This is a genomic window from Hoeflea sp. 108, from assembly GCF_000372965.1.
GTDB lineage: Bacteria > Pseudomonadota > Alphaproteobacteria > Rhizobiales > Rhizobiaceae > Aminobacter.
This window is the reverse complement of the sequence record NZ_KB890024.1, coordinates 5,049,321-5,071,364: the sequence shown is the minus strand read 5'-3', so window position 1 is coordinate 5,071,364 and position 22,044 is coordinate 5,049,321. Positions and strand designations below refer to the sequence as shown.

30 protein-coding genes are annotated in these 22,044 nt (G+C 63.1%); 13 read left to right on the top strand and 17 right to left on the bottom strand.

Annotation, left to right across the window (positions count from 1 at the left end; translation table 11 throughout):
- The first annotated feature begins 76 nt into the window (after positions 1 to 76).
- The 3 genes from arfB to B015_RS0125215 all read left to right on the top strand — a co-directional run bounded on the left by arfB (position 77) and on the right by B015_RS0125215 (position 1,819).
- Positions 77 to 514: an alternative ribosome rescue aminoacyl-tRNA hydrolase ArfB gene (arfB, locus tag B015_RS0125225; protein WP_018430543.1), complete on the top strand. Its 438-nt coding sequence runs from the start codon at positions 77 to 79 to the stop codon at positions 512 to 514.
- Positions 515 to 585: 71 nt separating this feature from the next.
- Complete coding sequence (gene lysM, locus B015_RS0125220) at positions 586 to 1,104, top strand: peptidoglycan-binding protein LysM (protein ID WP_018430542.1); 519 nt, start codon at positions 586 to 588, stop codon at positions 1,102 to 1,104.
- Positions 1,105 to 1,201: 97 nt separating this feature from the next.
- Positions 1,202 to 1,819, top strand: a complete 618-nt coding sequence (locus B015_RS0125215) for an alpha-ketoglutarate-dependent dioxygenase AlkB (RefSeq protein WP_026227709.1) — start codon at positions 1,202 to 1,204, stop codon at positions 1,817 to 1,819.
- 15 nt (positions 1,820 to 1,834) lie between these two features.
- Here B015_RS0125215 and coaA read toward each other — a convergent pair whose 3' ends face one another.
- From coaA to hisB, 8 genes are read right to left on the bottom strand one after another with little or no spacing between them, the layout of a single operon-like run.
- Positions 1,835 to 2,797, bottom strand: a complete 963-nt coding sequence (gene coaA, locus B015_RS0125210; RefSeq protein ID WP_018430540.1) for a type I pantothenate kinase — start codon at positions 2,795 to 2,797, stop codon at positions 1,835 to 1,837.
- A gap of 29 nt (positions 2,798 to 2,826) precedes the next feature.
- Positions 2,827 to 3,153 carry a phosphoribosyl-ATP diphosphatase gene (locus B015_RS0125205; protein ID WP_026227708.1) on the bottom strand — a complete coding sequence of 109 codons (327 nt, stop codon included), beginning with the start codon at positions 3,151 to 3,153 and terminating at the stop codon, positions 2,827 to 2,829.
- A 15-nt stretch (positions 3,154 to 3,168) separates the two neighbouring features.
- Positions 3,169 to 3,954, bottom strand: a complete 786-nt coding sequence (gene hisF / locus B015_RS0125200) for an imidazole glycerol phosphate synthase subunit HisF (protein WP_026227707.1) — start codon at positions 3,952 to 3,954, stop codon at positions 3,169 to 3,171.
- The gene (gene hisA, locus B015_RS0125195; RefSeq protein ID WP_018430537.1) at positions 3,951 to 4,715 is read right to left on the bottom strand and encodes a 1-(5-phosphoribosyl)-5-[(5-phosphoribosylamino)methylideneamino]imidazole-4-carboxamide isomerase; all 765 of its coding nucleotides are present in this window, start codon (positions 4,713 to 4,715) and stop codon (positions 3,951 to 3,953) included. The genes hisF and hisA overlap by 4 nt, the downstream gene beginning before the upstream one ends.
- Positions 4,716 to 4,717: 2 nt before the next feature.
- Complete coding sequence (locus B015_RS0125190) at positions 4,718 to 5,011, bottom strand: DUF1330 domain-containing protein (protein ID WP_018430536.1); 294 nt, start codon at positions 5,009 to 5,011, stop codon at positions 4,718 to 4,720.
- Positions 5,008 to 5,658, bottom strand: a complete 651-nt coding sequence (gene hisH, locus B015_RS0125185; RefSeq protein ID WP_018430535.1) for an imidazole glycerol phosphate synthase subunit HisH — start codon at positions 5,656 to 5,658, stop codon at positions 5,008 to 5,010. Before hisH ends, B015_RS0125190 begins: the two co-directional genes overlap by 4 nt.
- A 1-nt stretch (position 5,659) precedes the next feature.
- Positions 5,660 to 6,142 carry a DUF2628 domain-containing protein gene (locus tag B015_RS0125180; RefSeq protein ID WP_018430534.1) on the bottom strand — a complete coding sequence of 161 codons (483 nt, stop codon included), beginning with the start codon at positions 6,140 to 6,142 and terminating at the stop codon, positions 5,660 to 5,662.
- Positions 6,143 to 6,144: 2 nt separating this feature from the next.
- Positions 6,145 to 6,744: an imidazoleglycerol-phosphate dehydratase HisB gene (gene hisB / locus B015_RS0125175; RefSeq protein ID WP_018430533.1), complete on the bottom strand. Its 600-nt coding sequence runs from the start codon at positions 6,742 to 6,744 to the stop codon at positions 6,145 to 6,147.
- A 191-nt stretch (positions 6,745 to 6,935) separates the two neighbouring features.
- Between hisB and hslV the strand changes: the two genes are divergently transcribed.
- The 6 genes from hslV (at position 6,936) to B015_RS0125145 (ending at position 12,123) form a co-directional block, all read left to right on the top strand.
- The gene (hslV, locus tag B015_RS0125170) at positions 6,936 to 7,484 is read left to right on the top strand and encodes an ATP-dependent protease subunit HslV (protein WP_018430532.1); all 549 of its coding nucleotides are present in this window, start codon (positions 6,936 to 6,938) and stop codon (positions 7,482 to 7,484) included.
- The gene (locus B015_RS0125165) at positions 7,474 to 7,995 is read left to right on the top strand and encodes a GNAT family N-acetyltransferase (protein WP_018430531.1); all 522 of its coding nucleotides are present in this window, start codon (positions 7,474 to 7,476) and stop codon (positions 7,993 to 7,995) included. The genes hslV and B015_RS0125165 overlap by 11 nt, the downstream gene beginning before the upstream one ends.
- Entirely contained in the window at positions 7,992 to 8,594 is a 603-nt protein-coding gene (locus B015_RS0125160) for a DUF2585 domain-containing protein (protein ID WP_018430530.1), read from the top strand. Before B015_RS0125165 ends, B015_RS0125160 begins: the two co-directional genes overlap by 4 nt.
- Positions 8,594 to 9,661 (top strand): hypothetical protein, encoded by a 1,068-nt coding sequence (locus tag B015_RS0125155; RefSeq protein ID WP_051091999.1) that lies wholly within the window; start codon positions 8,594 to 8,596, stop codon positions 9,659 to 9,661. The genes B015_RS0125160 and B015_RS0125155 overlap by 1 nt, the downstream gene beginning before the upstream one ends.
- Before the next feature lie 29 nt (positions 9,662 to 9,690).
- A complete protein-coding gene (gene hslU, locus B015_RS0125150) occupies positions 9,691 to 10,998 on the top strand; it encodes an ATP-dependent protease ATPase subunit HslU (RefSeq protein ID WP_018430528.1) in 1,308 nt (435 codons plus the stop codon).
- Between the two features lie 165 nt (positions 10,999 to 11,163).
- Positions 11,164 to 12,123 (top strand): DUF1402 family protein, encoded by a 960-nt coding sequence (locus B015_RS0125145; protein ID WP_026227705.1) that lies wholly within the window; start codon positions 11,164 to 11,166, stop codon positions 12,121 to 12,123.
- A 10-nt stretch (positions 12,124 to 12,133) separates the two neighbouring features.
- Here B015_RS0125145 and B015_RS0125140 read toward each other — a convergent pair whose 3' ends face one another.
- Genes B015_RS0125140 through B015_RS0125125 form a run of 4 tightly spaced genes read right to left on the bottom strand, consistent with a single transcriptional unit; the run spans position 12,134 to position 14,889 of the window.
- Positions 12,134 to 12,517 (bottom strand): helix-turn-helix domain-containing protein, encoded by a 384-nt coding sequence (locus B015_RS0125140; RefSeq protein ID WP_018430526.1) that lies wholly within the window; start codon positions 12,515 to 12,517, stop codon positions 12,134 to 12,136.
- Positions 12,514 to 13,062, bottom strand: coding sequence for a Smr/MutS family protein (locus tag B015_RS0125135; RefSeq protein WP_018430525.1), 549 nt, complete (start codon positions 13,060 to 13,062; stop codon positions 12,514 to 12,516). The genes B015_RS0125140 and B015_RS0125135 overlap by 4 nt, the downstream gene beginning before the upstream one ends.
- Positions 13,059 to 14,165: a murein transglycosylase A gene (locus B015_RS0125130; protein ID WP_018430524.1), complete on the bottom strand. Its 1,107-nt coding sequence runs from the start codon at positions 14,163 to 14,165 to the stop codon at positions 13,059 to 13,061. Before B015_RS0125130 ends, B015_RS0125135 begins: the two co-directional genes overlap by 4 nt.
- A 22-nt stretch (positions 14,166 to 14,187) precedes the next feature.
- Positions 14,188 to 14,889 (bottom strand): Tim44/TimA family putative adaptor protein, encoded by a 702-nt coding sequence (locus tag B015_RS0125125; RefSeq protein WP_018430523.1) that lies wholly within the window; start codon positions 14,887 to 14,889, stop codon positions 14,188 to 14,190.
- 207 nt (positions 14,890 to 15,096) lie between these two features.
- Here B015_RS0125125 and B015_RS0125120 point away from each other — a divergent pair, with 207 nt between their 5' ends.
- Complete coding sequence (locus B015_RS0125120; protein ID WP_018430522.1) at positions 15,097 to 15,597, top strand: FxsA family protein; 501 nt, start codon at positions 15,097 to 15,099, stop codon at positions 15,595 to 15,597.
- 95 nt (positions 15,598 to 15,692) lie between these two features.
- Positions 15,693 to 16,181, top strand: a complete 489-nt coding sequence (gene secB / locus B015_RS0125115; RefSeq protein WP_018430521.1) for a protein-export chaperone SecB — start codon at positions 15,693 to 15,695, stop codon at positions 16,179 to 16,181.
- A 100-nt stretch (positions 16,182 to 16,281) separates the two neighbouring features.
- On the opposite strand, the gene dnaQ is transcribed toward secB, so the two are convergent.
- From dnaQ to B015_RS0125090, 5 genes are all read right to left on the bottom strand, one after another.
- Positions 16,282 to 16,998: a DNA polymerase III subunit epsilon gene (gene dnaQ / locus B015_RS0125110; protein WP_018430520.1), complete on the bottom strand. Its 717-nt coding sequence runs from the start codon at positions 16,996 to 16,998 to the stop codon at positions 16,282 to 16,284.
- A 123-nt stretch (positions 16,999 to 17,121) separates the two neighbouring features.
- Positions 17,122 to 17,712, bottom strand: coding sequence for a dephospho-CoA kinase (gene coaE, locus B015_RS0125105; RefSeq protein ID WP_018430519.1), 591 nt, complete (start codon positions 17,710 to 17,712; stop codon positions 17,122 to 17,124).
- Positions 17,709 to 18,545 carry a shikimate dehydrogenase gene (locus tag B015_RS0125100; protein ID WP_018430518.1) on the bottom strand — a complete coding sequence of 279 codons (837 nt, stop codon included), beginning with the start codon at positions 18,543 to 18,545 and terminating at the stop codon, positions 17,709 to 17,711. The genes coaE and B015_RS0125100 overlap by 4 nt, the downstream gene beginning before the upstream one ends.
- Positions 18,538 to 19,137, bottom strand: a complete 600-nt coding sequence (locus tag B015_RS0125095) for a Maf-like protein (protein ID WP_018430517.1) — start codon at positions 19,135 to 19,137, stop codon at positions 18,538 to 18,540. Before B015_RS0125095 ends, B015_RS0125100 begins: the two co-directional genes overlap by 8 nt.
- A gap of 57 nt (positions 19,138 to 19,194) precedes the next feature.
- Positions 19,195 to 20,016: a pyruvate, water dikinase regulatory protein gene (locus B015_RS0125090; RefSeq protein WP_018430516.1), complete on the bottom strand. Its 822-nt coding sequence runs from the start codon at positions 20,014 to 20,016 to the stop codon at positions 19,195 to 19,197.
- A 400-nt stretch (positions 20,017 to 20,416) separates the two neighbouring features.
- On the opposite strand from B015_RS0125090, the gene hemE reads away from it, so the two are divergent.
- Complete coding sequence (hemE, locus tag B015_RS0125085) at positions 20,417 to 21,451, top strand: uroporphyrinogen decarboxylase (protein WP_018430515.1); 1,035 nt, start codon at positions 20,417 to 20,419, stop codon at positions 21,449 to 21,451.
- The gene (gene hemJ, locus B015_RS0125080; RefSeq protein ID WP_018430514.1) at positions 21,448 to 21,987 is read left to right on the top strand and encodes a protoporphyrinogen oxidase HemJ; all 540 of its coding nucleotides are present in this window, start codon (positions 21,448 to 21,450) and stop codon (positions 21,985 to 21,987) included. The genes hemE and hemJ overlap by 4 nt, the downstream gene beginning before the upstream one ends.
- The last annotated feature ends 57 nt before the right edge of the window (positions 21,988 to 22,044 follow it).

Here is a 22,044-nt window from a genome sequence, read left to right as displayed (position 1 = left end):
CGCCCGAGAAGTTCCAAAAGGCCCGGCCAAGTGTCGGGCCTTTTCTTTTGCGCTCCAGCACGGCATGAGTTGGCGCATGAGCGCCGACGACAAGATCATCATCGCCAACGACGTGGTCATCCATCCCGATGACCTCGAGGAGAACTTCATCCGCTCCTCGGGGCCGGGCGGCCAGAACGTCAACAAGGTGGCCACCGCGGTGCAACTGCGCTTCGACGCGGCGAATGCGCCGGGGCTGCCAGAGCGCGTGCGCGAACGCACCATCAAGCTCGCGGGACAGAAGGCGACCAAGGACGGCGTCATCGTCATCGAGGCCGGACGCTACCGGACACAGGAGCAGAACCGTGCCGATGCGCGCGCCAGGCTGACCGCACTTGTGGCCAAGGCGGCCGAGCCACCGCCGCCGCCCCGCAAGAAGACCAAACCGACCAAAGGTTCGGTCGAGCGCAGGTTGAAAACCAAGTCCGGGCGCTCGACAGTCAAGAAGCTTCGCGGGCGTGTCGACGGCGACTAGATCGAAGTTGCTTCCAATTTGTTTTTGCAGATGCCAAGCTCCGGCGAACGCCACAGCAAGGGAGACCAAGGATGGGCATGTTCGATTTCGTCAAGAATGTCGGCAAGAAGCTTGGCTTCGGCGGTGAAGAAGAGGCGCCGACGGCCGACACGCTGAAGAAAGAGCTCGATTCTCATAAACTAGGCACCGACAACGTGCAGGTCGTGGTCAAGGGCGACACCGCCGTGCTGACCGGCGTGGTCAAGGACCAGTCGATCTTCGAAAAGGCGGTCATCGCCGTCGGCAACACGCTCGGCGTCTCCAAGGTGCAGGCGGACGAACTCAAGGTCGTGGCGCCGGACTCAGGGCTCAAGCTCGACGGCAAGGTCGACATGACCGAACTGGTCAAGGCGGCGACGCCAGCCAAGGCGCCGGTGTTCTATACGGTCAAGAAGGGCGACAACCTGTCGAAAATCGCCGAGGCCCAGTACGGCAAGGGCAAGGCTTCGAAATACACCGTCATCTTCGAGGCCAACAAGCCGATGCTGACGCATCCCGACAAGATCTATCCCGGCCAGGTGCTGCGCATTCCCGATATCGCGACGGCCTGACCCGAAATTTCATTCGATGCGGAACGGCGGCTTTCGGGTCGCCGTTTTGCTTTTCCGGTGGCAATCTGGATGGCCAGATCAACGAGGCAGCTTGAACGTGCTCGTGCTTCCCAAAGGCGTCCGCCACATGCCCGGCTTTCTCAGCCGCGAGGTGCAGGAAGGGCTGGTCGAGAGCATGCGCGAGGTGGTGAAGGCAGCGCCGCTGTACACTCCCGAAATGCCGCGCACCGGCAAGCCGATGAGCGTGCGCATGACCAATTGCGGCTCGCTTGGCTGGGTCACCGACCAGGATCGTGGCTATCGCTACCAACCCGAGCACCCGGTGACGGGCGACCCCTGGCCGCCAATTCCCGAAGCGTTGATGGCATTGTGGCGTGAGGTCTCCGGCTATCGCCACCCGCCCGAGGCTTGCCTGGTCAATTTCTACACCGACGCGGCCAAGATGGGCCTGCACCAGGATCGCGACGAGCAGGAGTTCGAAGCACCCGTGGTTTCGGTGTCGCTGGGAGATGCCTGCCTGTTCCGTGTCGGCGGCAGCCGGCGCGACGACCGCACGGTATCCTTCCGGCTGGAAAGCGGCGACGTGGTGGTGCTGGGCGGGGAGGGTCGGCTCGCCTTCCACGGCGTCGACCGCATTTATCCGATGACCTCGGCCCTGCTGAAGCAGGGCGGGCGGATCAATCTGACGCTGAGACGGGTGACGAAGCCAGCGTGACGGGTCGGCGAAGCTCTAGAGTTTGCGGATCGCCACTTCCTCGACAAGGTGGCCGGCACCCTTCTTGAGGATCAGGTCGGCGCGCGGGCGCGTTGGAAGAATGTTCTCACGCAGGTTCTTGAGGTTGATGTTGGCCCAGAGCCCCTCGGCGATGGCGCGCGCCGCATCTTCCGACAGCTGCGAATAGCGATGGAAGAAGGACTGCGGATTGCGGAACGCCGTCTCGCGCAGCCGCATGAAGCGGTCGATGTACCACTCGTGGATGATCTGCTCGTCGGCGTCGATATAGATCGAGAAATCGAAGAAGTCGGAGACGAAGGGCACGAACTTGCCGTCTTTGGGCAGTTCGCGCGGCTGCAGCACGTTGATGCCTTCGAAGATCAGGATGTCGGGTCGGTCGACGGTGACGAACTCACCGGGGATGACGTCGTAGGTCAGGTGCGAATAGACGGGAGCCCGCACATTGGGCTGGCCCGACTTGATGCCCGAGAGGAAACGCAGCAGCGCCCCGACATCGTAGCTGTCGGGAAAACCCTTGCGCTCCATCAGGTTGTCGCGGCGCAGGACCTCGTTGGGATAGAGGAAGCCGTCCGTCGTGACCAGATCGACCTTCGGGCTCGACGGCCATCGGGTGAGCAGCTCCTTGAGAATGCGCGCCGTGGTCGACTTGCCGACGGCGACGGAGCCCGCCATGCCGATGATGAAGGGCGTCTTGGTGCCTTTCTTCTCCGAATTGAAGAAGCGCTGGCGCTGGCGGAACAGCTGCTGGCTGGTTTCGACATGGGCCGAAAGCAGTCGCGACAGCGACAGGTAGATGCGCCGGACTTCCTCGAGGTCGATCGGCTCGTACATCGAACTCAGCCGCCTGACCTCGTCGGCGGTCAGCGTCATCGACATGTCGGCGCCGAAACCCGCCCAATGCTCGGCGGAGAAGAACCAGTAGGGCGAGTACTTGTCCGTCGGTGCGAGCTGATCCATCGACTGTTCCCTGCGGCGGCCGACCAAGGTCAGCCCTCGTTCTTGCGCGAGGCCTTCTCGGCGATGCCCGACTGGGCGGTGCGGCGCTCGAGCTCGTCCATCACTTCCGTCATCGGGATGCCGGCGACGGCAAGCACGACGAGCCAATGATAAAGGAGATCGGCGCTTTCCGAAACGAGCGCGGTGTCGTCGCCCTTGACGGCGGCGATGACGGTCTCCACCGCCTCTTCGCCGAGCTTCTTGGCCGCCCGCTCCATGCCCGACTGGTAGAGCTTGGCGGTCCAGGAATTGGTGTCACCCGAACGGGCGCGCTGGGCGACGATCTTTTCGAGATCAGAAAGGGTAAATGCAGTCATCATTGCCTCGGCAGGTCAGCCAATAGGATCGAGCCGCATGGGCAGGCCTGCTTTTGCCATGTGTGCCTTGGCCTCGGCAATGGTGTAGGTGCCGAAATGAAAGATCGAGGCGGCAAGCACGGCCGTGGCGTGGCCATCACGGATGCCTGCGACCATGTGGTCGAGGTTGCCGACGCCGCCCGAGGCGATGACGGGCGCACGCACGGCGTCCGCCACGGCCCGGGTGAGGGCGATGTCGTAGCCGATCTTGGTGCCGTCGCGGTCCATCGAGGTCAACAGGATTTCGCCGGCGCCGAGGTCGACGACCTTGCGGGCGAATTCGACGGCGTCGATGCCGGTGCGCTCGCGGCCACCATGGGTGAAGATTTCCCAGCGGTCGGCCTCGTTGGCCTCGGAAACCTTCTTGGCGTCGATGGCGACGACGATGCACTGGTTGCCGAACTTGTCGGCGGCCTCGGCAACGAAGGATGGGTTCTTCACCGCCGCCGTGTTGATCGAGACCTTGTCGGCGCCGGCCAAGAGAAGCCTGCGGATGTCGGCGACCTGGCGCACGCCGCCGCCGACGGTCAGCGGCATGAAGCACTGCTCGGCGGTGCGGGCGACGACGTCGAAGATGGTCTCGCGGTTGTCGGACGAGGCGGTGATGTCGAGGAAGCAAAGCTCATCGGCACCGGCGGCGTCATAGGCCTTGGCGGCCTCGACCGGATCGCCCGCGTCGATGAGATCGACGAAGTTGACGCCCTTGACGACGCGGCCATCCTTCACGTCCAGGCACGGAATAACTCGAGCTTTGAGAGTCATGGGCGTCCCTCGAACAATCCGGCCTCGGGCTTGAGCGTGCCACTGAGGATGGCAAGCGCCTGCGCCGGGTCGATGCGGCCGTCATAGAGCGCACGGCCGGAGATCGCGCCTTCGAGCTTCCTGGCGTCGGGCATGGTCATACGCACGATGTCGGCAAGCGAGGCGAGGCCGCCCGAGGCAATGACGGGGATCGAGACGGCCTCGGCGAGGTCGATGGTCGAATCCCAGTTGATGCCGGCCAGAACGCCGTCGCGGTCGATGTCGGTGTAGATGATGGCGGCAACGCCGGCACCCTCGAACTTCCTGGCGAGTTCAACGACGCCGAGGCTGGACGCTTCGGCCCAGCCCTCGACGGCAACCTTGCCGCCCTTGGCGTCGATACCGACGGCGACCTTGCCCGGGAATTTTTTGCAAGCTTCCTTGACCAGCTCGGAGTCGCGCACGGCGACAGTGCCGAGGATGACGCGGGCAAGACCCTTGTCCAGCCAGCTCTCGATATGGGCGAGCGTGCGGATGCCACCGCCGAGCTGGACCGGGTTCTTCGTCGCCTTGAGGATCGCCTCGACGGCCGAACCGTTGACGCTCTCGCCGGCGAAGGCGCCGTTGAGGTCAACCACATGCAGCCATTCGAAGCCCTGGTCTTCGAAGGCTTTCGCCTGCGCGCCGGGATCGTTGTTGTAGACGGTCGCCTGGTCCATGTCGCCGAGCTTGAGGCGCACGCACTGGCCATCCTTGAGGTCGATGGCGGGGAAAAGGATCATGCTCAGACGCCTTCGACGATGACGAACTTGCCGACGGAGGCGGCGTGGCGAAGCTTCACCACCTCCTGGTAAGCGGGGGAGTGATAGCAGGCGATCGCCTGCTCGTAGGATTCGAATTCGACCAGGACATGGCGGTTGCCGGTCGGTCCTTCCGGCTGGTCGTACTGGCCACCGCGCACCAGAAGCTTGGCACCGTAAGGAGCGATCGCCGCAAGATTGGCCGCGATGTAGGCGGGATAGGCGTCGGGGTTGGTGATCTCGATCATCGCCATCCAGTAGGCCTTCTTCGTCGTCATGGCTTCCACCTCAGGAAGTTGGCAATGAGGCCGAGGCCAAGCGCCTGGCTTTTTTCGGGATGAAACTGGGTGCCGACAAGATTGTCGCGCGCGACAGCCGCAGTGACCCGGCCGCCATAGTCGGCAACGGCCAGCACCTCTTTTTCTTTGGTCGCGTCGAGATGATAGGAATGCACGAAATAGGCGTGCAGTCCCTGCGGCCCTGTGGCGATGCCGTCGAAGACCGGGTGGTCGTGTTTCACGTGAATCGTGTTCCAGCCGATCTGCGGGATCTTCAGCGTCGGGTCGGTCGGCGTGATCTCCTTGACGTCGCCAGCGATCCAGCCGAAGCCCTCAGTGACGGTCTTTTCCAGCCCGCGTTCGGACATCAGCTGCATGCCGACGCAGATGCCGAGGAAGGGATGCGCCTTGCGGATGGCGACCTCCTCGACTGCCTCCCACATGCCGTCGACGGCGCGCAGGCCACGGGCGCAATCGGCATAGGCGCCGACGCCGGGAAGTACGATGCGATCGGCAGTCAAGACGCGATCGGCGTCCGCGGTGAGGTCGATCTCCGCCGCAATGCCGGCCTCGCGGGCGGCACGTTCGAAGGCCTTGGTTGCCGAGCGCAGATTGCCCGAACCGTAGTCGATGATCGCAACGCGCATGTCAGTTTCTTCCGGGATAGTGCAGGAGGCCGAGCGCTGCACCCGAGGTTTGCGGGCGCGGTGCAGCTGAGGGAGGGATGGCTACGGGTGCCGGCTGCGCTTCTTCGGCCACGTCGTCGGCCGCATAGAGGTAGCGCATCTCGGCGTCCTCGATGGTGTCGGCCTCGATCACCCCCCACTGGCGCCAGCCAGCGCGGCGCAGGGCGGCGACCCTGAGCGCACCGCCGTCAAGGCCGACATAGAGCGAGATGAGCAGCGACAACAGCGGCACGGCCGCGATCAGCCCGGCCCACTCGCCAAATGCACCCAGCGCGAGGGTGACCGCGAAGGTCACCGCCGCAAGGACCCAGAGACGATGCCACAGCATCCACAGAACCGGGGCGATGAAGCCGAAGAAGTAAAAACCGTCGCGAATGAAGACGGCACTTTCCGAAGCGTTTTTTCCTGCCGAGGCAGGCGGCTCCATGACGACATGGATGGCCATAGCTATCCCTTCAGGCTGCCCTTGGTCGAGGGTACTGCGTCAGGCTGGCGCGGATCGCTTTCAAGGGCCATGCGCAGCGCGCGCGCCACAGCCTTGAAGCAGGTTTCGGCGATATGATGGTTGTTGGCACCGTAATGGTTGGTGACGTGCAGCGTGATGCCGGCGTTCTGGGCCAGCGCCTGGAAGAATTCGCGCACCAGCTCGGTGTCGAAGGTGCCGATCTTGGGGGCCGAGAAATTGACGTTCCAGACCAGGAACGGCCGGCCCGATACGTCGATGGCGGCGCGCGTCAGCGTCTCGTCCATGGCGAGGTCGATCGAGGCGTAGCGCATGATGCCGCGACGCTCGCCCAGCGCCTTGGACAGCGCCTGGCCAATTGCGATGCCGCAATCCTCGACAGTGTGGTGGTCGTCGATATGCAGGTCGCCCTTGGCGGACACCTTCATGTCGATCAGCGAATGTCTGGAAAGCTGGTCGAGCATATGGTCGAAGAAGCCGACGCCGGTCGCCATTTCCGAACGGCCGGTGCCGTCGACATGGACCGAAACCGAAATCTCGGTTTCCTTGGTCTTGCGGCTGACTTCGGCGGAACGGGGGGCCATTGGCGGATCCTTGTCCTCAAAATTGACTGCCTAATAACAGCATGATCGGCCGATTGCCAATTGCCACGAAAGGGCATTTCGTCATGCGGCATGGCGATTTGCATTCCTTGCGCCGCGTCATACATAAGGTCGAACTTCCACTCGTAACGCGCGAGCCGCCTGGAAGGGGCCGCGTGCCATCGGAGAAACATATGTCCAACGAACAGAGCATGCACGCCACTACAATTGTGACAGTGCGCAAGGGCGGCAAGGTGGTCATCGCCGGCGACGGCCAGGTGAGCCTCGGCCAGACCGTCATGAAGGGCAACGCAAGGAAGGTCCGCCGCCTCGGCAAGGGCAATGTGATCGCCGGCTTTGCCGGCGCCACGGCCGACGCCTTCACCCTTCTCGAAAGGCTCGAAGCCAAGCTCGAGCAATATCCCGACCAGCTGACGCGCGCCTGCGTCGAACTCGCCAAGGACTGGCGCACCGACCGTTATCTGCGCCGCCTCGAGGCTATGATGCTGGTGGCCGACAAGAACGTGTCGCTGGCGCTGACCGGCACCGGCGACGTGCTGGAACCCGAACATGGCGTCATGGCCATCGGCTCGGGCGGCAACTATGCGCTGGCCGCGGCCCGCGCGCTGATGGACACCGACAAGGACGCCGAGGAGATCGCCCGCAAGGCGATGCAGATCGCGGCCGACATCTGCGTCTACACCAACCACAACTTCGTGGTTGAGACGCTCGATGCCGAATAAGGAAGTCGCGCTGTACGAGTTCCGCCCGGTGACCAGGGCCGACCTGCCAATGATCAAGGCATGGTTGGCCCAGCCGCACGTCGCCGAATGGTGGGGCAACGCCGCCCACGAGATCGCCGAGATCGAGGCGCATATCGACAGTATCTCTGTCGAGCCGCTGATCGTCGAGCTGGACGGCAAGCCGATCGGCTACCTCCAGAGTTACGATCCGCACATGGAGGACAACCATCCCTACCAGGACCAGCCCTTCGGTACGCTTGGCATCGACCTTTCGATCGGCGTGCCGGAACTGGTGGGCAAGGGCCACGGTTCGGCCATCGTCAGGCAGTTCGTCGACGACCTGTTCGAGGAAGGCGTGCCGAGGGTCATCATCGACCCGGACCCGACCAACAAGAGGGCCATCCGCGCTTACGAGAAGGCCGGCTTCGTGGCTTTCGACACGCGAACCTCGATCTACGGCCCGGCGCTCATGATGGCGATCGATGCCGAGGAGGACGAGTTCGAGGAATGACCGCATCGCAGGACCACGGCGCGGAGCAGGCACAACGCCGGAGACTTGGCTGGTGGCTGCTCGTCGTGGCCCTGATGATTGCGGGCCAGGCACTTGCGCTGCTGTGGATGGGGCATCCGGCGATCTGCAAATGCGGATACGTCAAGCTGTGGCACGGGGTGGTGCAGAGTTCGGAGAACTCCCAGCACATCACCGACTGGTACACCTTCTCGCACATCATCCACGGCTTCCTGTTCTACGCGCTGCTGCGCTGGCTAATGCCCAACAGCCCGCTCGGACTGAGGCTGGCCATCGCCGCCGGCATCGAAGTGTCGTGGGAACTGGTGGAAAACAGCGACTTCATCATCAACCGCTACCGCGAAGGGACCATTTCCCTCGACTACTACGGCGACAGCGTCATCAACTCCGTGTCCGACACGCTGGCGATGGTGCTGGGCTTTGCGATGGCGGCGCGGCTCCCGGTGTGGGGCGTCGTTGCCCTGGCCGTCATCTTCGAACTCGGCGTCGGCTACGTCATTCGAGACAACCTGACGCTCAACATCATCATGCTGGTCTATCCGCTGGATGCGATCAGGCAATGGCAGGCGGCGATACCCTGATGAGCACGTCGATACCATTGGAAGCGACCAGCATATCGCCCGATACATTGCTTGCCGCAGTCGCAAACGGGCTGCTGACGGCAGAGCAGGCGCAAGGACTGCGGGATCTGGAGAGTGCGAGCGCGCCGGCCCTCGACAGTGAACCGCATGACGACGAGAAATTCCGCTTCATCAGCGGTTTCAGCGACATCTTCGTCACCATCGGCCTCGGACTGTTTCTGGGTGCGCTCGGCTACTTCTCCGGCGACATGATCGGCAACACCGGCATGTTCGCCGTCATCGCGGTGACGAGCTGGCTATTGGCCGAGTATTTTACCCGCCGGCAGCGCATGGCGCTGCCCAGCATCGTGTTGCTCCTGGTCTATGCCGGAGCGGTCTTTTCGACGGTTGCGGAAGCCTTCAACCCCAGCCTCAGATTCGGCATGGGGCTCGGCAACCATGGCGGCCTGCCGATCGTTGTCGCCGGGCTTATGACCGCTGCGGCAACCGCGTTGCACTACCGGCGTTTCCGCGTGCCGGTGACGATCGCAGCCGGTGTGGCCGCCCTTGTCGCCTCGGCCGTCGGTGTGCTTTTCATGATCGTTCCGGATTTCGCCACCCAAGCGGCCAAGCCCCTGCTGCTGGCCTGCGGCCTTGGTGTGTTCGCGCTTGCCATGCGCTTCGACCTGAGCGATCCGCAGCGCCAGACCCGACGCACCGACATCGCCTTCTGGCTGCACATGCTCGCCGCACCGCTGATCGTTCATCCGCTGGTCAGCGGGCTCGTCGGCGAGGGTGGTTCCGAAGCCGTTTCGGCCTGGAGCATCCTGGCGATCTTCGTCGGACTGGCGCTGGTCGCCCTTGTCGTCGACCGTCGCGCCATCCTGGTGTCAGGCCTTTCCTATGCCGGCTTCGCCTTCGGCTCGCTGGTCGTCAAGGCCGGGCTGTCGGACAGCGTCGTGCCGCTGACCATGCTGGTGCTCGGCGCGCTGGTCCTGCTGCTCAGCGCCGGCTGGCATACGCTGCGCCGGGCTCTTCTGCCACTGCTGCCCGGCACCCTTGCGCGGCGGCTTCCAGCCCATACATAAGCCCCAACTGAGTATTCGAGAGTAACGCCATGTCCACATTTTCTCCCCGTGAGATCGTTTCAGAACTCGACCGCTTCATCATTGGCCAGAAGGACGCCAAGCGTGCCGTGGCGATTGCGCTGCGCAACCGCTGGCGCCGGCAGCAGCTGGAAGGCCAGATGCGCGAAGAGGTCATGCCCAAGAACATCCTGATGATCGGGCCGACGGGTGTCGGCAAGACCGAAATCTCGCGCCGTCTTGCCAAGCTTGCAGGCGCGCCCTTCGTCAAGGTCGAGGCGACCAAGTTTACCGAAGTCGGCTATGTCGGTCGCGACGTCGAGCAGATCATCCGCGACCTGGTCGAAATCGCCATCGGCCTGGTGCGCGAAAAGATGCGTGAGGACGTCAAGGCACGCGCCCACGTCAATGCCGAAGAGCGCGTGCTCGAGGCGCTGGTGGGCAAGACCGCCAGCCCCGCCACCCGCGATAGTTTCCGCAAGAAGCTGCGCGACGGCGAGCTCGACGACAAGGAGATCGAGGTCCAGGTGGCCGACACCGGCACCGGCGGCATGCCGAGCTTCGACATTCCCGGCATGCCGGGCGGCAATGTCGGCGTGCTCAACATCAACGACATGTTGTCGAAGGCGATGGGTGGCCAGCGCACCAAGACGCGCAAGACCACCGTCAAGGAATCCTACGGCCTGTTGATCCAGGACGAGTCCGACAAGCTTCTCGACCAGGACGAGGTGGTGCGGCGGGCGCTTGAAGTGACCGAGAACGAAGGCATCGTCTTCCTCGACGAAATCGACAAGATTGCCCGCGGCGACGTTTCCGGCGGACCTTCGCGCGAAGGCGTGCAGCGGGATCTCCTGCCGCTGGTCGAGGGCACGACGGTTGCCACCAAATACGGGCAGGTCAAGACCGACCACATCCTGTTCATCGCTTCGGGTGCGTTCCATATCTCGAAGCCTTCGGACCTTCTGCCTGAATTGCAGGGTCGCCTGCCGATCCGCGTCGAACTGCGCGCGCTGGAGAAGGACGACTTCCGCCGTATCCTGACCGAGACGGAAGCCAGCCTGATCAAGCAGTACATCGCGCTGCTGAACACCGAGGGCGTCAACCTCGACTTTACCGACGACGCCATCGACGCGCTCGCCGGCATCGCCGTCGATCTCAACGCCACGGTCGAGAACATCGGTGCGCGGCGCCTGCAGACGGTGATGGAGCGCGTGCTGGACGAAATCTCCTATGACGCGCCCGACCGCAACGGCACGACCGTGACGATCGACGCGGCCTATGTGCAGAAACACGTCGGCGACCTGTCAAAGAACACAGATTTGTCGCGTTTCATCCTTTAAGGACAAGGACAGGCGGGCTGCGCGCAAGCATCCCGCCTGGATTTGCGACCTGTGGCCGAATGGAACCATCCGGCCACCTTTCGCGCATGCCGGGCCACTACGCTCTCGACTATGTCGGGGGCTTTACCTAGTTTGCCCGGAAACAGCTTGGGCAAGCAGCGGCGCATGAAAAAAGCGATTATCTCGGCATTTGTTTTGGCGATGACCTTGGGTGTGTCGCACGCGTCGGCCACGACAGTGGTTGCCGCAGGCAACGTGCATGCCGAGCAGCCACAGGTGCCGGGCGCTTCTTCCAAGCGCACCAAGGCAGGCAAGACGACCTTCGACGCCAAGTACCGCAAGGTCTATGCGCTGCTGCAGAACGACACGCAACTGCGCAGTAAGATCAAGTCGGTGGCGCGCGATTACGGCATCGACCCGATGCATATCGTTGGCGCCATCGTCGGCGAGCACACCTACAATGTCGACGCCTACGACCGGCTGCAGACCTATTACGTCAAGGCCGTGTCCTATCTCACCAGCAATCTGCGCTTCGCCTATAATGGCGAAGACATCACCGACTTCATCAAGCGCCCACAATTTGCCGAATGCGCGTCGAAGTCGGGCAGCTATGACCTGTGGGATTGCCGCGAGCGCGTGTGGAACCAGGATTTCCGCGGCAAGACCGTGGGCGGTACGGCCTTTCCCAACGACCGCTTCAGCGCCACCTTCTTCCAGCCATTTTATGCGGGCCAGACCTTCGGCATCGGCCAGCTCAATCCGCTGACGGCGCTGCAGATGAGCGACGAGGTCCACAAGGTCTCAGGCCTGCCCAAGCTCGACGAGGGCGATCCGAACGAGGTCTACCAAACCATCATGGACCCGGACCTGACGCTTCCTTACGTGGCCGCAACGCTGAAAACCTCGATCGAGGCCTACAAGCGCATCGCTGGCTTCGACATCTCACAGAACCCGGGACTGACGGCAACGCTCTATAATGTCGGCAATCCGGAAGCCCGGGCGCATGCGCTCAAGGTCGAGAACGAGCGCCGCAGCGCCGCCGGTGAGCCGGCCAAGGTTCCCGAAGAGAATTATTATGGCTGGCTGGTCAACGACAAGCTGACCGAACTGCAGGCGCTGTTCTAGCCCTCGGCTCTTACAGCCTTCGCCGCGCCTTCTTGCGGGCAATCGCCTCGCGCATCCGGACAGTGATCGCAGCCAGTTCAGCCTCATTCAGTTCGCCGATGCCCTCAGCCAGCAGATTGGCAAGTTCGGTCGCCGCCGGCGAAAGCCCCGACGTGTCGACGACGACGCGAGGGTGCGAACCTTCCGCCAGCTTCTGCAGATCCTCGGCGTCGTCCCAGATGACGTTGAAGTAGCCGATGATCTTCTGGATCATCGGCCAACTCGGCACGCCGCGATGGCCATGCTCGAGCGCCGACAGATAAGCGGCGCTGACGCCGATGCCTTCGGCCATCTCTTTCTGGCTAACGCCGCGCTCGCGCCTGAGCTCGCGGATGCGTTCGCCGAGCGGCGTCATGCGCCGAGCCTCCGCCTGATCCTGACATATATCGCGCCTGAACCGCCATGGTGGCGCTCGGCATGATCGAGGCTCGAAACCAGCATGCGGAAAGGTGCGGTGTCCAGCCAAGCCGGAACCATGCGGCGCAGGATGCCGTCGCCACCCTTCGAATTGCCTTTGCCGGTGATGACGAGCACGTAACGCAAGCCGCCGGCATGGGCGCGGCTCAGGAAGGTGAACAGCAGCGAATAGGCTTCGTCCTGGGTCATGCCATGAAGATCGACGCGACCTTCGATGGGCAGGCGGCCCTTGGAGAGCTTGTCGCGGGTCGGCTCGTCGAGCGTGTGGGCGACATACTGGCGCCTTGGCTGCTTGGCGAGCGCCGGCGCGGGCTGCTCAACGGCAATCTTTGCCGGCATGGCCTCGACCTTCGGCGCCTCCACCGGGGGAACCTCGGGGATTTCCATGGCGCGCTTGCCCTTGAGGGGCATCGTCGTGCGGGCGATGACGTTCCAGAGAACGCGCTCTTCGTCGCTGAGCTTGCGGTCGCGCCGGCCAGTCATGACGCTACCTTTGCGAATAGTGGCTTCGGCAGCAGCGCGTAGAAATCGGCGTCGGCACGGACGATGCCGGCAATCTCCCCGGCGGCATCGCCCGAACCGGCAAACAGGTCGCCGCGCGCCGCACCCGTAATAGCCGAGCCGGTGTCCTGGGCGATCAGCAGCCGGGCGAACGGCTGGCCGCCAAAGGCCGTGAGCTTGGGGGCGGCGATGAAAAAGGGCGTGCCGAAGGTGTGAAGCAGCCGGTCGACGGCCACAGAGCGGCCAGGGGTGAGCGGCACCTTGGCTGCGGCGACGGGGCCGAGGTCGGGATCATCCACTGCCGCGTCTCGGAAGAAGATGTAGGAGCGGTTCTGCCAGAGGATTTCGCTGATCCGGTGCGGATTGGCTTTGAACCAGGCCCGGATCGACTGCATCGTCACCTTTTCGAGCGGGATTTCGCCGATATGCGCGAGGATTCCGCCGGGACCGGTGAAACGCTGGCCGGACTTCGCCGCATAGGTGACTCGGCGCTGCGAGCCGTCGGTCATCCGGAGCCGCGCGGCACCCTGGACGTGGACGAAGAAGGCATCGACCGGATCGGCGACCCAGGCGATATCGAGGCAGCGGCCGACCAATGCGCCCTTTTCGATGGCAGGACGGTCAAAATATTCGACCAGACCATCGGGGGTCCACCGCGCAAAGGCGAGGTAGGGGTCCATGCCATCGGGGCGGTTGCCATCGTCGACATCGACAAGATCCTCGGGCCTGGCCAGCAGCGGAACACGGAACTCCGCTGTCTCGACAGGCGAGGCGTCGACCTCGGGCTCATAAAAGCCGGTGACGAAGCCTGACGGACGATGCTCGGGAACAATGAGGGCCGGGAGGAAGTGGCGCTCGAAGAAGGCCTTCGCCTCAGACTTGCCGAGCGAGGGATGGGAGCGCGCCTCGGCGTAGGCGGCATCGAAGGCGCCGAAATCGACGCCCAGCGCGCCAGTGCGATAGGGCTTGTTCAGGACATGGAAGGCTGAGCGGCGGAATGCAGCAAAGGCGGACGACTGGTCGTCGCCCGCCCATTGCGGAAGCTCAGTGAAAGAAACGAGCCGGAATGCGGACGAGAGCGCCACGGGCGTCGCCCGCCGGCCGCTATCAGTCTTCTTCCTCGGTCGCGACAAGCTTCCAGTTCGGGTCGCGCGACCGCGTGTCGCGGGCAAAGGTCCAGACATCCTTGACCTCGGCCACGGTTTCCGGATCACCGTCGATGACGGCACCAGCCTTGTCGCGCGTCGCCGAGATCAGCTCGCTGACGATGCGCAGCGTGACATGGGACTCGGAACCCTTCATCTCGGCCGAAACGATGTCGGCCTTGTCGATGCCGACGAAGGATGACTGGATCTTCTCCGAACGGCCCTCGCGATCGTTGATGGCGGCGACGAAGCCGTCGAAAACCTCACGCGACAGCAGGTTCTTCAGCGTCTTCCGGTCGCCGTCGGCATAGGCCATGACGATCATCTCGTAGGCCATCTTGGCGCCATCGACGAAACCCTTGGGCTCGAAGGAGGCGTCCTGGTCCTTGATGGCGCGCAGGCCCTTGTTGAGGTCGGTACCGGGCTTGGCAAAAGCGTCGATGGCGGCATAGGCCTCTTCGCTGGCCGGGCCGGGTGCGCGCTTGGGCAGCGAAACCACGTTCTCGGGCTTGCCGCTGGCGTCCTGTGGTTTGCTGCGGGACGAATAGGGATCGAAAGGCGGACGTTCATTGCCTGTGCGGCGTCCAAGCACGTTGCGCAGTTGGAAAAAGATCACAACCGCTGCGATCAGAAAGAAAATCGTGCCGAAATCGAAGAATTGCATATCTTCCCGCCGATCCGTCCCTTGTTCATGGCCGAAGCCGGCCTATCTGCGTTTGGCCGGCTGTCGCCGTCTCAGCTATTGCATATAGAACGCATGCGCCGATCATTCAAATCAAAGGCGCTGCGGCATATCTAACGATGTATGCGCTTTGCCTGTGACGGCATATGATGCATTCGTCAACTCGAACCGACCGGACCCACGCCCTTCATGCTGCCCCTTCTGATCCTTGCCCTGCCTCTTCTCGAGATCGCCGGCTTCGTCGTGGTGGGCAGCGAAATCGGCGTTCTGCCGACCATCGGCCTGGTGCTGCTGAGCGTGGTCGTGGGATCAATCCTGCTGCGTGTTCAGGGCTTTGGCGTCATGAACCGCGCCCGCGCCGAGATCGAGGCAGGACGCGACCCAAGCAAGGAACTGGCTCACGGCGCCATGATCGTGCTCGCCGGCATCCTGCTGGTGATCCCCGGCTTCATCACCGACATATTCGGCATCCTGCTGTTCCTGCCGCCCGTGCGCGAACTCGCCTGGCGCCTGCTGAGCAAGCGGATCGTCGTTGCCACCGACTTCAACGGCTTCGCACGGCGCGGCCGTCCGGGCGATGGCAGGACCATCGACCTCGACGAGGAAGACTTCCGGCGCGAGCCTCGCCCGAATTCCAATCCAGACACGCCGTGGCGCTCGCTGCCCGACGACCAGTCCCGCCGCGACTGACGCCGGCAAAACCTTGTCTTGACAGGCCGGGCATGGTAGCCAACGCGCCACTTCCAATAGGCCGCATGACGGCCGAGCCAAGAGGACAAGGGCTTATGGCCAACAACGAAGACGGCGCCAACGGCAACGGTAACGCACAGCAGCCCACGCTGAACGTGCTGGCTCAGTATGTGAAGGACTTCTCCTTCGAGAGCCCCGGCGCGCCGAACTCGCTGCGCGGCCGCGACCAGGCCCCCGGCATCAACATCAACGTCAACGTCAACGCCAACCCGATGACGGACAAGCAGTTCGACGTCAACCTGACGCTGAACGCCAAGGCAGCCTTCGACAAGGAAGTGCTGTTCAACGTAGAGCTGGTCTATGGCGGCGTGTTCCGCATCGACGGCTTCCCGCAGGAACACATGCTGCCGCTGCTCTTCATCGAGTGCCCGCGCCTGCTGTTCCCGTTCGCGCGCCAGATCATCGCCGAGGCGACCCGCAACGGTGGCTTCCCGCCGCTGATGCTCGATCCGATCGATTTCGCTCAGATGTTCCAGCAGAAGATCGCCGAGGAACAGGCTGCCTCGAAGGTCAAGGCCAGCTAAGACCTCGCTTCAGGCGACCAGAATGCAGAAGCCCGGCCATGTGCCGGGCTTTTCTTTTTTTTGGGTGCATCCTGTGGAAATCGGGCGGCTCGACCGGCCGTCAGCTCGCTTCGGCAGGCGCCAGAAGCTTGGCCCAGATTGCCTTTTCGCCGAGTTCGCCAACCAACTTTCCGTGCGCCGCAATCTCCGTCTCGCTCAGCCGCGAGGGCAGGGGCTCCGGACGCGTCGCGATGACGATGTCGAGTTCGACGGCATTGCGGCCATTGCCAGTTGAAGACGAGGCGCTGTCGAGCACAAGTGCCGCCTGCTTGCCGCCGATGAGCTCGATATAGACCTCGGCCAGCAGTTCGGAGTCGAGCAACGCGCCGTGCTTGGTGCGGCGGCTGTTGTCGATGCCATAGCGTCGGCACAGCGCGTCGAGCGAATTGGGGCCCATCGGATGCTTGCGGCGGGCGAGCGCCAGTGTGTCGATGACCAGCCCTGGATCGACAGGCGGCACGTCGAGCCGGGCAAACTCGGCATTGATGAAGCCGATATCGAAGCTGGCATTGTGAGCGACGAGCTTGGCGCCGTCGATGAAATCGAGAAACTCCTGCAGGATCTCGGAGAAGATCGGCTTGCCTTCGAGATCGGCATTGGAGATGCCGTGCACTTCCTGCGCGTCGGGATGCACCGAGCGCCCCTGCGGGTTGATGTATTTGTGGAAGGTGCGGCCCGTCGGGAAGCGATTGTCCAGCTCGATGCAGCCGATTTCGATCAGGCGATCCTCGCGGTTGTCGAGGCCGGTCGTTTCGGTATCGAAAATGATTTCGCGCAAGTCGTGCTTCTCTCTTTGTGTGAGCATGATCCCGCCGGAAACCGGCGTCCACGTTCCGCGATCATGCTTTTGCCGAGCATGCCCTCCCGGACAGCCGGGGGACAAGTGCGGCAGTTCGCCTGCTCAGGGCTTTCCCACCGTCAAATCGGCAATGATGGCCCGCACTGCGGCACGGGCTGGCTCGAGCCCCTGGCCGGTATCGACAATATAGTCGGCGAGCTTGCGCTTTTCAGCATCGGGCACCTGCTTGGCCAGGATCGCCTCGAATTTCGTTTCCGTCATGCCCGGCCGCGCCAGCACGCGCTCGCGCTGGATGTCGGCAGGGGCGGTCACCACCACCACCTTGTCGACGCGGGCCCGTCCAGCCGTCTCGAACAGAAGCGGGATGTCGAGCACGGCGATGGCTGAGCCAGCAGCACGGCTGCGCTCGAGGAAAGCGCTGGCGTCGGCCCGGACGAGCGGATGGACGATGCCTTCCAGCCTTTTCAGCGCGGCCGCATCGCCCAGCACACGGCGGGACAGCTCAGTGCGGTCGACGACGTCATCCTTCACCGTTCCCGGGAAAGCAGCCTCGATCAAAGGTGCCGCCTCGCCGGCGTACAAGCGATGCACGGCCTCATCGGAATCGTGCACCGGCACCCCGGCCTCGACGAACATCTTCGCCGTGGTCGACTTGCCCATGCCGATCGAACCGGTCAGCCCAAGCACGATCATTTCTTGGCGTCCAGGTCGGCGACGATCATGTTGCGCAGCTCGGCCGTGACCTCGGGGCGTTTGCCGAACCAGCGCTCGAAGCCGGGAACGGCCTGGTGCAGCAGCATGCCGAGGCCATCGACGGTCCTGAGGCCGCGCGCCCGGGCTGCAGCGAGCAAAGGCGTTTCGAGCGGCACATAGACGATGTCGGTGACGATGGCATGGTCGGGCAGGCCGGCGGGATCGGCCGGCAGGCCCTCATTGCCATGCATTCCGAGCGCGGTGGTGTTCACCAGCAGCGATGCATCAGCGAGAAGTTCATGCGTCGCCGACTGGGGATGCGCCGAGACCTCGGTACCAAACTGGCGCGCCAGCTCCTCAGCCCGTTCGACCGTGCGGTTGACGATCCTGATGTCCTTGAAGCCGCGCTGCTTGAGCGCGTGGATGATCGCGCGCGATGCCCCGCCGGCGCCCAGCACCACGACGACGTCGCCGCCATCCCATCCAGGGGACAGATGGTCGAGATTGGCAGCAAAGCCATAAGCATCGGTATTGCCGCCCCAGAGCACGCCATCCTCGAGCCAGACTGTGTTGACGGCGCCGATCTGTTCGGCCGCCTCATCGCGGCGCTGGACAGAAGCGAAGGCCACCTCCTTGTGCGGAATGGTGACATTGCCTCCCCGCAAGCCGGCCTCGGCCAGACCTTTCAGGAAAGCCGGGAAGTCGGCAGGCGCGACATCGATGGCGCGATAGCTGCCGTCGATGCCGTAATGCGCCAGCCAGTGACCGTGGATCTTGGGCGAGCGAGAATGGGCGATCGGATGCCCGCAGACGAATGCGTTCAGTTCAGCCATCGATCGCGCCGAGTTTCCTGAGTTCTTCCAGTACCGGCAGCAGAGGAAGGCCGACGATGGTGAAATAGTCGCCCTCGACCTTGTCGAACAGCTGGATGCCTTCGCCCTCGATCTGATAGGCGCCGACACTCGACAGTGCCTTGTCGCCGACGCGGGCGAGATGGCGGCCGATGAAGGCCGGATCGAGCTTTCTCATCGTCAGCGAGGCGATGCCGACATGGCGCCACAGCGTTTCGCCGTCGCGCACCAGCACCACGGCGCTGTTCAGATGATGCGTCTTACCTGAAAGCTTGAGCAGGTGGCGGCGGGCGCCCTCCATGTCATCTGGCTTGTGGAACACCTCGTCGCCGAGTGACAGCGTCTGGTCACAGCCGAGCACCAGCCTGCCGGGATGCTCCTCGCTGACGGCGACTGCCTTGGCCTCGGCGAGCACCATCGCCACGTCTTCAGGCGAGGCACCACTTTCCGCCAATGGGGCTTCGAGCGCGCGCTCGTCGAGATCGGCGGGAATTGCTTCGACTTCTATGCCGGCATTTTCGAGCAGCTTCTTCCGGAAAGGGCTTCCGGACGCCAGGATGATTTTTTCGGTCATGGTTTTACCTCCCGCGAGCCGCACGGGCTCATCATCAGCGTGGACAGTCCCGAGGTCCTACCGGCTCTTGTTGCGCAGGGCAACGATTGCGGCCGCCGTTTCTTCGATCGAACGGCGGCTGACGTCGATCATCGGCCAGTTGTGACGAGTGCAGATCTGCCGGGCATAGGACAGTTCCTCCGAGATCGCGGCACGGTCGACATAGTCCTGGGCGTCAAAAGCCATGGTCTGGCCGAGGATGCGGTTCTGGCGAACATGCGAGATGCGTTCGGCGGTCGCCACCAGACCGACGACGAGCGGACCCTTGGCCTGGATCAGGCTGTCGGGCACCGGTACGCCAAGCACGATGGGAATGTTGGCGGTCTTGATGCCGCGATTGGCTAGATAGATGCTGGTCGGCGTCTTCGACGTCCTGGAAATGCCGATCAGCACCACATCGGCCTGTTCCATGTCCGTCGGCAGCTGCCCGTCGTCATGTTCCATGGTGAAATTGAGCGCATCGATGCGGCGGAAATATTCGGCGTCGAGAACGTGCTGGGCGCCGACGCGACGGCCGGCGGGTGCGCCGAGATATGACTGGAACACCGAAAGCACTGGCTCCAGCACTGAAACGCAGGGCAGGCCCATTGCGGCGCAACGGCTGTCGATGATGGCAGCCAGGTGCTGGTCGACGACAGTATAGAGGACGATGCCCGGTTCCTGATCGATGTCCTCGAACACCTTCATCAGCTGCTTCTCCGTGCGGATCAGCGGATAGATATGCTCGATGGCGCGCGCGTCCTTGTATTGCGCGGACGCAGCGCGGCCGGCGGCCAAAAGCGTCTCGCCGGTGGCGTCGGAAATCAGGTGCAGGTGGAAGAAGCTCTGAGGTTTGTTCACAGCAGATGTCCGGGCCTGTGGCCAAATGTGGATAAAGGGCGGGTTTGGCCCGAAGCGACTGGGTGGACTGTATCAGATGCCTGTTTGTCCACAATTCGGTCTGCTGTCGGTTTGGTTTCCGCGGCGGGGAGTATTGTGGGGATAGTTTTTCTGTCCTCCGCTACCCACAGAATCAGCACCGCTGCCTTGACCCGCTAGGACTTTGATTCAGATGATTGAATCGGAAGCGCTCACGGAGTTTTCCCCAGTGGCCAAATTGACCGCGCGTCACTATGACAAGTGGAAATCAGAGGCCTCCTATGGACAGATGCCAATCCTCGATTCCAACAGAGTCTAAGAATTAGAAGACTCTTTCAAAATAGATTTTTGTTTAAAGATGGCTTCAGGAAAGCGAGGCTCGATGCCCGTGAAACGCTCTGTTCTCCAGGTCCTCAAAGGCGAGAGCTTTGAGGTTCCTCCGCTCTGGATGATGCGGCAGGCAGGCCGCTATCTTCCCGAGTACCGTGAAACGCGAAAGACGGCCGGAAGTTTCCTCGACCTCTGCTACAATCCCGATTTCGCCGTCGAAGTGACGCTGCAGCCGATCCGGCGCTTCGATTTCGATGCCTCGATCCTGTTTTCCGACATTCTCGTGGTGCCACATGCGCTCGGCCGCGATCTCCGCTTCGAAGAGGGTCGGGGACCGCTGATGACCCCGATCACGCCCCAGGGCATCGACGCCCTCGACGGCGAAACGTTTCACGTGAATCTCGAACCGGTTTACGAGACCGTGCGCCGGCTGCGGCGCGAACTGCCCGAGAAGACGACGCTGATCGGCTTCTGCGGTGCGCCCTGGACCGTCGCCACCTATATGATCGCCGGTCACGGTACGCCCGATCAGGCGCCGGCAAGGCTGTTTGCCTATCGCGAGCCAGAGGCGATGAAAAAGCTGCTCGCCATCCTCGCCGATCATTCTGCCGCCTATCTCATCCGCCAGATCGAGGCGGGCGCCGACGTGGTGCAGATTTTCGATTCCTGGTCGGGCGTGCTCGACGAGGCGACCTTCGAGATGTGCTGCGTGAAGCCGGTAGCCGAGATCGTGCGCAAGGTGAGGGCCGTCTATCCAGACGTGCCGATCATCGGCTTCCCGAAGGGCGCTGGTGCCCAGCTCGATGCCTACCGGCAGCGCACCGGCATCAACGGTCTTGGCCTCGACTGGACGGTGCCGTTGAGCCAGGCATGGCGGCTGCAGGCCGAGGGTGCCGTGCAGGGCAATCTCGACCCGCTGAGGCTGGTGGCAGGCGGCAAGGCACTGGAGGAGGGCGTGGACGCTATCCTGAAGGCTCTGGGCGCTGGTCCGCTGATCTTCAACCTTGGACATGGCATCACGCCGGAAACGCCAGTGGCGCATGTCGAGGCGATGGTGAAGCAGGTGCGAAAGGCGACAGGCCAATGAGCAGTCAGAACCCGGCGGTTTCGAGCAGCGGCAATGCGGCCCGACGCGCGATCATCTCGATCGTTGTCCTCGTCGCCCTGACAGCCGTGCTGTTTGCCTTTGCCGGCGACGGGTTCTACCTCTGGGCCAAGGCCATCCATGTGATTGCCGTGATCTCCTGGATGGCCGGGATGCTCTATCTGCCCAGGCTATTCGTCTATCATGTCGATGCCGAGAAGGGATCGGTGCAGTCGGAGACCTTCAAGGTGATGGAGCGCCGCCTGCTGCGCGCCATCATCAACCCCGCGATGATCGTCACGTGGGTGTTCGGCCTGTGGCTTGCCTGGAAGGGTTTCGGCTTCTCCGGCGGCTGGCTGCACGCCAAGATCGCCTGCGTGTTGCTGTTGTCGGGCGTGCATGGCTATCTATCGGCTTCGGTGCGCCGCTTCGCCGAGGATCGTAACGAAAAGCCGGGGCGCCACTGGCGCATCGTCAACGAGATCCCGACGGTTCTGATGATCGCCATCGTGATACTGGTTGTCGTCAAGCCGTTCTGAGCTGTTTTTAAAATTGTTAGAGCTTGCCTTGCTCTTTCGATGCGAGGGGGCTAAAAC

What these genes read in the sequence shown, in the direction of transcription:
- arfB (WP_018430543.1), top strand. Translation starts at nt 77, where the DNA reads ATGAGCGCCGACGACAAGATCATCATCGCCAACGACGTGGTCATCCAT.
- lysM (WP_018430542.1), top strand. Translation starts at nt 586, where the DNA reads ATGGGCATGTTCGATTTCGTCAAGAATGTCGGCAAGAAGCTTGGCTTC.
- coaA (WP_018430540.1), bottom strand. Translation starts at nt 2,797, where the DNA reads ATGGATCAGCTCGCACCGACGGACAAGTACTCGCCCTACTGGTTCTTC.
- B015_RS0125205 (WP_026227708.1), bottom strand. Translation starts at nt 3,153, where the DNA reads ATGACTGCATTTACCCTTTCTGATCTCGAAAAGATCGTCGCCCAGCGC.
- hisF (WP_026227707.1), bottom strand. Translation starts at nt 3,954, where the DNA reads ATGACTCTCAAAGCTCGAGTTATTCCGTGCCTGGACGTGAAGGATGGC.
- hisA (WP_018430537.1), bottom strand. Translation starts at nt 4,715, where the DNA reads ATGATCCTTTTCCCCGCCATCGACCTCAAGGATGGCCAGTGCGTGCGC.
- B015_RS0125190 (WP_018430536.1), bottom strand. Translation starts at nt 5,011, where the DNA reads ATGACGACGAAGAAGGCCTACTGGATGGCGATGATCGAGATCACCAAC.
- hisH (WP_018430535.1), bottom strand. Translation starts at nt 5,658, where the DNA reads ATGCGCGTTGCGATCATCGACTACGGTTCGGGCAATCTGCGCTCGGCA.
- B015_RS0125180 (WP_018430534.1), bottom strand. Translation starts at nt 6,142, where the DNA reads ATGGCCATCCATGTCGTCATGGAGCCGCCTGCCTCGGCAGGAAAAAAC.
- hisB (WP_018430533.1), bottom strand. Translation starts at nt 6,744, where the DNA reads ATGGCCCCCCGTTCCGCCGAAGTCAGCCGCAAGACCAAGGAAACCGAG.
- hslV (WP_018430532.1), top strand. Translation starts at nt 6,936, where the DNA reads ATGTCCAACGAACAGAGCATGCACGCCACTACAATTGTGACAGTGCGC.
- B015_RS0125165 (WP_018430531.1), top strand. Translation starts at nt 7,474, where the DNA reads ATGCCGAATAAGGAAGTCGCGCTGTACGAGTTCCGCCCGGTGACCAGG.
- B015_RS0125160 (WP_018430530.1), top strand. Translation starts at nt 7,992, where the DNA reads ATGACCGCATCGCAGGACCACGGCGCGGAGCAGGCACAACGCCGGAGA.
- B015_RS0125155 (WP_051091999.1), top strand. Translation starts at nt 8,594, where the DNA reads ATGAGCACGTCGATACCATTGGAAGCGACCAGCATATCGCCCGATACA.
- hslU (WP_018430528.1), top strand. Translation starts at nt 9,691, where the DNA reads ATGTCCACATTTTCTCCCCGTGAGATCGTTTCAGAACTCGACCGCTTC.
- B015_RS0125145 (WP_026227705.1), top strand. Translation starts at nt 11,164, where the DNA reads ATGAAAAAAGCGATTATCTCGGCATTTGTTTTGGCGATGACCTTGGGT.
- B015_RS0125140 (WP_018430526.1), bottom strand. Translation starts at nt 12,517, where the DNA reads ATGACGCCGCTCGGCGAACGCATCCGCGAGCTCAGGCGCGAGCGCGGC.
- B015_RS0125135 (WP_018430525.1), bottom strand. Translation starts at nt 13,062, where the DNA reads ATGACTGGCCGGCGCGACCGCAAGCTCAGCGACGAAGAGCGCGTTCTC.
- B015_RS0125125 (WP_018430523.1), bottom strand. Translation starts at nt 14,889, where the DNA reads ATGCAATTCTTCGATTTCGGCACGATTTTCTTTCTGATCGCAGCGGTT.
- B015_RS0125120 (WP_018430522.1), top strand. Translation starts at nt 15,097, where the DNA reads ATGCTGCCCCTTCTGATCCTTGCCCTGCCTCTTCTCGAGATCGCCGGC.
- secB (WP_018430521.1), top strand. Translation starts at nt 15,693, where the DNA reads ATGGCCAACAACGAAGACGGCGCCAACGGCAACGGTAACGCACAGCAG.
- coaE (WP_018430519.1), bottom strand. Translation starts at nt 17,712, where the DNA reads ATGATCGTGCTTGGGCTGACCGGTTCGATCGGCATGGGCAAGTCGACC.
- B015_RS0125100 (WP_018430518.1), bottom strand. Translation starts at nt 18,545, where the DNA reads ATGGCTGAACTGAACGCATTCGTCTGCGGGCATCCGATCGCCCATTCT.
- B015_RS0125095 (WP_018430517.1), bottom strand. Translation starts at nt 19,137, where the DNA reads ATGACCGAAAAAATCATCCTGGCGTCCGGAAGCCCTTTCCGGAAGAAG.
- hemE (WP_018430515.1), top strand. Translation starts at nt 20,417, where the DNA reads ATGCCCGTGAAACGCTCTGTTCTCCAGGTCCTCAAAGGCGAGAGCTTT.
- hemJ (WP_018430514.1), top strand. Translation starts at nt 21,448, where the DNA reads ATGAGCAGTCAGAACCCGGCGGTTTCGAGCAGCGGCAATGCGGCCCGA.